The 7,323-nt window shown below is 75.1% G+C and carries 7 protein-coding genes; 4 read left to right on the top strand and 3 right to left on the bottom strand.

Annotated elements, in window-relative coordinates:
* Together ICW40_RS08410 and ICW40_RS08405 are read right to left on the bottom strand one after the other, a co-directional pair.
* The coding region (locus tag ICW40_RS08410; protein ID WP_221653385.1) for a LysR family substrate-binding domain-containing protein at window positions 1-670 on the bottom strand (670 nt) is incomplete at its 3' end.
* 10 nt (window positions 671-680) lie between these two features.
* Window positions 681-1,580 carry an arginase family protein gene (locus tag ICW40_RS08405; protein ID WP_221653384.1) on the bottom strand — a complete coding sequence of 300 codons (900 nt, stop codon included), beginning with the start codon at window positions 1,578-1,580 and terminating at the stop codon, window positions 681-683.
* Between the two features lie 77 nt (window positions 1,581-1,657).
* Between ICW40_RS08405 and ICW40_RS08400 the strand changes: the two genes are divergently transcribed.
* Both ICW40_RS08400 and ICW40_RS08395 read left to right on the top strand, forming a co-directional pair.
* Window positions 1,658-2,650 (top strand): NAD-dependent epimerase/dehydratase family protein, encoded by a 993-nt coding sequence (locus tag ICW40_RS08400; protein ID WP_221653383.1) that lies wholly within the window; start codon window positions 1,658-1,660, stop codon window positions 2,648-2,650.
* Window positions 2,651-2,653: 3 nt separating this feature from the next.
* The gene (locus ICW40_RS08395) at window positions 2,654-3,826 is read left to right on the top strand and encodes an acetylesterase (RefSeq protein ID WP_221653382.1); all 1,173 of its coding nucleotides are present in this window, start codon (window positions 2,654-2,656) and stop codon (window positions 3,824-3,826) included.
* On the opposite strand, the gene ICW40_RS08390 is transcribed toward ICW40_RS08395, so the two are convergent.
* A complete protein-coding gene (locus ICW40_RS08390; protein WP_308121710.1) occupies window positions 3,823-5,061 on the bottom strand; it encodes an ROK family transcriptional regulator in 1,239 nt (412 codons plus the stop codon). The two genes, ICW40_RS08395 and ICW40_RS08390, sit on opposite strands and share 4 nt — an antisense overlap.
* Before the next feature lie 99 nt (window positions 5,062-5,160).
* Here ICW40_RS08390 and ICW40_RS08385 point away from each other — a divergent pair, with 99 nt between their 5' ends.
* A complete protein-coding gene (locus tag ICW40_RS08385) occupies window positions 5,161-6,018 on the top strand; it encodes a LacI family DNA-binding transcriptional regulator (RefSeq protein ID WP_221653380.1) in 858 nt (285 codons plus the stop codon).
* A gap of 143 nt (window positions 6,019-6,161) precedes the next feature.
* Window positions 6,162-7,323 (top strand): LLM class flavin-dependent oxidoreductase (locus tag ICW40_RS08380; RefSeq protein WP_221653386.1); only part of this gene is annotated, 1,162 nt, incomplete at its 3' end.

Here is a 7,323-nt window from a genome sequence, read left to right as displayed (position 1 = left end):
CTGCGTCCCCGGGCGCGTCGTCGTCGGGGCGGGCGTCGCCCCCGCCGCGTGAGCTGCGGGCCGTCCGGCCGCGGACGATCCCGACCCAGTCCTCGACGAGGTCGGTGGTGCGCTCGGCCGGCCATGCGAGCGCGATGCGCGTGTGCGGGACGTCGACCACGGGCCGGTGCACGACGTCGCGCCGGTGGTGCAGGCGCGCGACCGACATGGGCACGACGAGCACCCCGAGTCCCGCGGCGACGAGCTCGACCGCGTCGGCGGTCGTCGCGGCCTCGGGCGGGGGACGCAGCGGCGCAGTCCGCGCGGCCGCGGCGGCGTCGCGCCACGCCGGGACCTCGTCCGGGTCCTGCACGAGGTCCTCGTCGACGAGCTCGGCCACCTCGACCTCGTCGTACAGCGCGACCGGGTGGTCCTTCGGCACGACGACGACGGCGACCTCGCTCCACAGCGGGATGACGTGCAGCCCCTCGGTCTCGACGGGCAGCCGCACGAAGGCGACGTCGACGGCGTCGGCGTGCAGGGCCGCGACGTGCCCGTCGTCGAGCGGGACGACCTCGAGCGCGACGTCGGGCCGGCGCTCCGCCCAGACGCGCGCCCACTTGCTCACGCTCACGCCCGGCGCGATGGCGACCCGGAACGAGCGCGGCGGGGCGGCGTCGGCTGGTGGCACGGGCGTCAGGCTACGCGGGCCGCGTCGCGGCGAGGGGCGCCGCCAGCATCGTCCCCACGTCCTCGAGCAGGCCGAGGGCGACCTCGAGCACGCGTCCGTCGACGTCGAGCGCCGGGTCCCACGAGGCGAGCGTCGCCGAGACGACGGGCTGGTGGTCCCCGGCGGCGCGGAGCACGGCGCGCAGCTCGTCGACCCCGAGCCCACCGGCCGTCGCGTAGCCGTTCGCGCGCCCGACCGACGTGTCGAGCACGTCGAGGTCGACGTGGACGTGCAGCGCGTCGACGTGATCGGCGAGCCCCGCGACGACGTCGTGGAGGGCGCCCTCCCCGGAGCGGAGCCGGGCGGGCGACAGCCAGGTGAGCGCGGACGACGCGAGGAGCTCCTCCTCCACCGGGTCGAGGTCGTGGCCGCCGACGAGCACGGCCGCCTCGTCCGGCAGCGGGGCGAAGCCCGGGATCGTCGCGGCGAGCCCGCGCCAGCAGCGCCCCGTGAGGAGGGCGAGCCCCGTGCCGTCGAAGAAGCCGCTCGACGTGGTCTCGGGCGTCTGCAGGTCGCCGTGGGCGTCGAGCCACAGCACGCCCACCCGGCGCCCCGCACCCGCGTGCGCCGCCATGACGCCGACGGTCGCGCCGCAGTTCCCGGCGAGGACGACCGTGGCCGTGCCCTCCGCACCCTCGGCGCCCTCAGCACCTGCGACGGCCCGCGCGACCCGGCGCATCACCTCGACCCCGCCGCCGACCTCCGTCGTGAAGCCGTCGTCGAGGTCCACCGGCACGACGTCGACCGTCGCCTCCGAGCGGGCGAGGCGCTCGGCCGCGCCGCCGCGCAGGAGGGCGGACGGTCCGGCACCGTGGCGGGCGTCCCGGTGCCCGGAGTCGTAGGGCACCTCGAGCAGCTGGATGCGCGTCATGCGCCCAGTGTCGTGCCCGTGGTCGGGCGCGCGCCCTGCCGTGGCGGGTTCGAAACGATTCGGACTACCGTGCGTCCATGACTGCAACCCGCGTCCTGTTCATCGGCGGCAGCGGCATCATCAGCTCCGCCAGCACCCGGCTCGCCGTCGAGCGGGGGCTGGACCTGCACGTCCTCAACCGCGGCGAGAGCAGCACCCGCCCGCTGCCCGAGGGCGTCACGCGGCACCGGGCCGACATCCGCGACCCCGCGTCGGTGCGCGAGGCGCTCGGCGACCTCGAGTTCGACGCCGTCGTCGACTGGGTCGCGTTCACCCCGGAGCACGTGCAGACCGACATCGACCTGTTCACCGGTCGCACCGGCCAGTACGTGTTCATCTCCTCGGCCTCGGCGTACCAGACGCCGCCCGCGCGGATCCCCGTGGTCGAGTCGACGCCGCTGCGCAACCCGTTCTGGCAGTACTCGCGCAACAAGATCGCGTGCGAGGACCTGCTCGTGCGCGCCTACCGCGACGACGCGTTCCCCGCGACGGTCGTGCGGCCGTCGCACACCTACGACCGGACGCTCATCCCGCTCGACGGCGGCTGGACGCAGCTCGAGCGCATGCGCCAGGGCAAGGAGGTCGTGGTCCACGGCGACGGCACCTCGCTCTGGACGCTCACCCACCACGCGGACTTCGCGCGCGGCCTCGTGCCCCTGCTCGCGCACCCCCGCACCGTCGGCGAGGCGTTCCACATCACGTCCGACGACGTCCTGACGTGGGACCAGATCACCCACACGCTCGCCGCGGCGGCCGGGACGACGGCGCGCATCGTGCACGTGCCGTCCGACGTCATCGCGGCCGAGGACCCCGAGTGGGGCGCCGGGCTGCTCGGCGACAAGGCGCACTCGATGGTCTTCGACACCACGAAGCTCCGAGCCGTCGTGCCGGACTTCCGCCCGACCATCACGTTCGAGCAGGGCGCACGCGAGATCGTGGCCTGGTACGACGAGGACCCGGCGCGCCGGACGGTGGACGCGCGGCTCGACGCCCTGCTCGACCGGCTGGTCGAGCGGTTCCGCGTGGGCTGAGCCGTGGCGATCGAGCCGCGGGGGACCGGTGCGGACGCGCCCGCCTACGCGCACCTCGGCCGCTTCAGCGACTGGGTCGCACGGTCACCGGCGCCCGCCCGGCGCGCCGTCGTGCGTCCGGCCGCCGAGCTGCGCCGGCTGGTGCACGAGGCGCTCGACGTCCCGGCCGACCCCGCCGACGAGGCAGCCGCGGACGTCCGCACCGGACGCACGTGGGAGCGGGACGGCGTCGTCGGCCAGGAGGTGAGCTGGTCCGCGGGCTTCGGGCCGCGGACCGAGGCGTGGCTCCTGCGGCCGGCCGGCGTGGACGGTCCGCTGCCGGGTGTGCTCGCGCTGCACGGGCACGACGGCTTCAAGGCCCTCGGCAAGGAGAAGGTGGCCGACGGCCCGGACGGTCCGGCACCCGTTGTCGAGGCGCTGCGCCGCGGCCTGTACGGCGGCCGCGCGATCGCCGACGACCTGGCCCGCGCGGGCTTCACGGTCCTCGTGCACGACACGTTCACGTGGGGCAGCCGCCGCTTCGAGCTCGACGAGATGCCCGACCGCCTCGCCGCCGCGGGCCGTGCGACGTCCGCGTCGTCGTCGCCCGACGACGTCCCGGGTGACGTCCCGCCCGACGTCGCGCTGCTCAACGCCGCGGCCTGGCACCACGAGCACCTCGTCGAGAAGTACTGCCGGCTGCTGGGCACGACCTTCGCGGCGCAGGTCGCGCGCGAGGACCGGCTCGCGCTCGCCGTGCTGCGCGCGCGGCCCGACGTCGGTGCCGTGGGGTCGGTCGGCCTCTCGGGCGGCGGCGCGCGGTCCGTCCTCCTCCGCGCCACGGCCGACGTCGACGCGACGGTCGTCGTCGGCATGATGAGCACCTACGAGGCGCTGCTCGACCACAGCGTCGTCGACCACACGTGGATGCTGTTCCCCGAGGGGCTCGCGGGCACGGTCGACTGGCCTGACGTCGCCGCGAGCGGCGCGCCGGCGCCGCTGCTGGTCCAGTGGACACGCGACGACCCGCTGTTCCCGGTCGAGGGAGCGCGCGCCGCCCACGAGCGCCTGGCCTCGGCGTACGCGGCGGCCGGCGCGGCCGACGCGCACACCGGCGAGGAGCACGACGGCCCCCACTGGTTCGGCCCCGCGATGCAGGGGTCGGCGACGGCCTGGCTGCGCCGGCACCTGACCTAGCGGGTCGTCGCCGCGTGCTGCTCGCCGCGGTCGGGCAGCCGCAGGGTGCCGCGCTGCGGCACCAGCTCCGACTGCAGCGCCATCGCGGCCGCACCGATCGCCGCCGCGGTCGTCGCGACGGGGGAGAGGCGGACCTCGACGCCGTGGGTCGAGCGCGAGAAGAAGAACCGGTCCAGCTCCGCCTGCATCACCGGGAGGTAGACCGACCCCGCGAGCGCGAACCCGGGCCCGGTGAGGACCACGAGGTCGAGGTCCATGACGTTCGCGAGCGTGCGGGTCGCGACGGCGACGTACCGCGCGGACCGGTCGAGCAGCGCGCGGGCGCCGTCGTGCCCGCGCAGGGCGGCCCGGGTCACCGCCGCGAACTGGGCACCCGTGGACGTGAGGGCCGACGTCGAGCGCCGGTCCAGCCCGGCGGCCCGAGCGACCGAGCGGTCCGCCCGGGCGGCCGCGACGACGGCCGCCGGCCCGGCGATCGCCTCGGTGCAGCCCCGAGCGCCGCACCAGCACTCCGGCCCCTCGAGGTCCAGGCATACGTGACCGATCTCGCCCGCGTTGCCGCTCACCCCGACGTACGCGCCGCCGTTGACGATGAGCCCGGCACCGATGCCCGTGCCCATGTAGACCGTCGCGAACGTCGCGCGCGCGCCCGCACGGCCCGACCAGTGCTCGCCGAGCGCGGCGGCCGTCGCGTCGTTGTCGAGCAGCACCGGCACGCCGACGGCGTCCTCGAGCGCGCCGTCGAGCGGGAAGTCCTCCCACTGACGCATCGACGGCGGCGTCAGCCGCATGCCGCTGTGCGGCGCGAGCGGTCCGGGTGCGACGAGGCCCAGGCCGCTCACACGCGCCGGGTCCACCCCCGCGCTCGCGAGCAGGGCCGCGACCTCGCGCGCCATCCGCTCGACGACGACGGGCGGGTCGTCGACACCGACGCCGGCGCGGGACATCTGGGCGACGACGCCGCCCGCGAGCGTCGTGACGACGTAGACGATCCCCGCGTGGTCCAGGTGGACGCCGACGGCGTAGCGCGCGGTGGGCTCGAGCTGCAGGAGGACGCGGGGCTTGCCGCCCGTCGACTCGGCCCGCCCGGTCTCGACCACGAGGCCCTGGTCGATGAGGCCGCGCACGAGCGTCGAGATGGTCGCGCCCGTGAGGCCGGTCTCCTCGATGAGGCCCGCCCGGCTGATGGTGCCCGCGGCGCGGATGACGTCGATGACCGCGGCCTGGGTGCTCACGTGCGGCAGGGCACGTGCTGCGCCGACCACGGCTCCTCCGTCCCGGCGGGTCCTCGGAGGCCGCGCCGGGAGCAGGGTAGTCGCGACTACCCTGCGTCCGTGGCATCTGGTGCGATCGGCCTCGTCCTGGCCCGGCCGACACGGCTGCTCGCGGTCGAGCCGTTCTTCATGGAGCTCATCGCGGGGCTCGAGGAGACCTTCGTCGAGCGCGACCTGTCGATCCTCCTGCACGTGGTGGCCACGGCCGAGGAGGAGCTCGCGACCTACCGGCGGTGGGCGGCGGGCGCCGTCGCGGACGCGGTCGTCGTGCTCAACCTCGTCGAGGACGACCCACGGCCGGCGCTGCTCGCCGACCTCGGGACGTCCGCCGTCGTCGTCGGCGCCCACGAGGGTCGCGCTCCCGGCCGGTTCCCCGTCGTCCGGACCGACCACAGCGGTCCCGTCGAGGAGGCCGTCGAGCGGCTCGCCGGCCTCGGGCACCGACGTGTCGCCCGCGTCACGGGCCCCTCGGGGCTCCTGCACACCCAGCACCGCACCCGGACCCTCCTGGCGGCGGCTGCGCAGCACGACATGACCGCGACGGTCGTCGAGGGCGACTACACCGAGCGCGCGGGCGTCGAGCTCACGCGGCAGCTGCTCGAGGCCCAGGACCCGCCGACGGCCGTCCTCTACGACAACGACGTCATGGCCCTCGGCGGCCTGGGCGCGGCCGCGCAGGCTGGTGTCGACGTGCCGTCGCAGCTCAGCGTCGTCGCGTGGGACGACTCCACGCTGTGCCGCCTCGCGAACCCGCCGCTGACGGTCATGGCGGTCGACGTGCACGAGTACGGCTGCATCGTCGCCCGCGCCGTGCTCGACCTCCTCGACGGCCTTCCCGCGCAGGAGCGCTGGTCGCCCGTCGCGCGCTGGGTGGAGCGGGCGAGCACCGGCCCCGCTCGCTCCACCGACGGCGACTGACCGACGCCGACCTGCGGGGTCCCGCGCCGCGGGCCACGATGGAATAGCAGTCGCGCCCTTGCGGTTCTGCCGGTGAATGGTTGAACATTGAACAACCGAGGGCAGGAGCAGACATGTCGACGCCACGACCGCAGGACCCGCAGATGCAGTTCGGCATCTTCACGGTCAGCGACATCACGACCGACCCGACCACCGGCCGCACGCCCAGCGAGGCCCAGCGGCTCCAGGCCGTCCTCGCGATCGCCCGGAAGGCCGAGGAGGTCGGCCTCGACGTCTTCGCCCTCGGCGAGCACCACAACCCGCCGTTCTTCTCCTCCTCGCCGACGACGACGCTCGCGTACGTCGCGGCGCAGACGGAGCGGCTGCTCCTCTCGACCGCGACCACGCTCATCACGACGAACGACCCGGTGAAGATCGCCGAGGACTACGCGATGCTGCAGCACCTCGCGGGCGGCCGGGTGGACCTCATGATGGGCCGCGGCAACACCGGCCCCGTGTACCCGTGGTTCGGTCAGGACATCCGCAACGGCATCCCGCTCGCGGTCGAGAACTACGCGCTGCTGCACCGCCTGTGGCGCGAGGACGTCGTCGACTGGGAGGGCCGCTTCCGGACGCCGCTGCAGTCGTTCACCTCGACGCCGCGCCCGCTCGACGGTGTGCCGCCGTTCGTCTGGCACGGCTCGATCCGGTCGCCGCAGATCGCCGAGCAGGCCGCGTACTACGGCGACGGCTTCTTCCACAACAACATCTTCTGGCCCATCTCCCACACGAAGCAGATGGTCCAGCTCTACCGCCAGCGGTTCGAGCACTACGGGCACGGCTCCGCGGACCAGGCGATCGTCGGGCTCGGCGGGCAGGTCTTCATGCGGCCCAGCAGCCAGGACGCCAAGCGCGAGTTCCGGCCCTACTTCGACAACGCCCCCGTCTACGGCCACGGCCCGACGATGGAGGAGTTCACCGAGCAGACGCCGCTCACGGTCGGCAGCCCGCAGGAGGTGATCGACCGCTACGCCGCGATGCGCGACCACGTGGGCGACTACCAGCGCCAGCTCTTCCTCATCGACCACGCCGGCCTCCCCCTGTCCACCGTGCTCGAGCAGCTCGAGATCCTCGGCGGCGAGGTCGTCCCCGTGCTCCGCAAGGAGCTCGCCGTGGGCCGGCCCGCGCACGTGCCGGACGCGCCGACGCACGCGGCGCGGGTCGCGGCGGCCGGCGGCGGTCGCGACGCGACCGTCCACGCGGGAGGTGACGCGATGACCCGCCGGATCGCCGTCGTCTCGGCCGGCCTGCGCCAGCCGTCGACGA

Source organism: Actinotalea ferrariae (assembly GCF_019733465.1).
Classification (GTDB): Bacteria; Actinomycetota; Actinomycetes; order Actinomycetales; family Cellulomonadaceae; genus Actinotalea; species Actinotalea ferrariae_A.
The sequence above is the reverse complement of the archived record's forward strand: the minus strand, read 5'-3'. Positions and strand labels throughout refer to the sequence as shown.

What these genes read in the sequence shown, in the direction of transcription:
- ICW40_RS08405 (WP_221653384.1), bottom strand. Translation starts at nt 1,580, where the DNA reads ATGACGCGCATCCAGCTGCTCGAGGTGCCCTACGACTCCGGGCACCGG.
- ICW40_RS08400 (WP_221653383.1), top strand. Translation starts at nt 1,658, where the DNA reads ATGACTGCAACCCGCGTCCTGTTCATCGGCGGCAGCGGCATCATCAGC.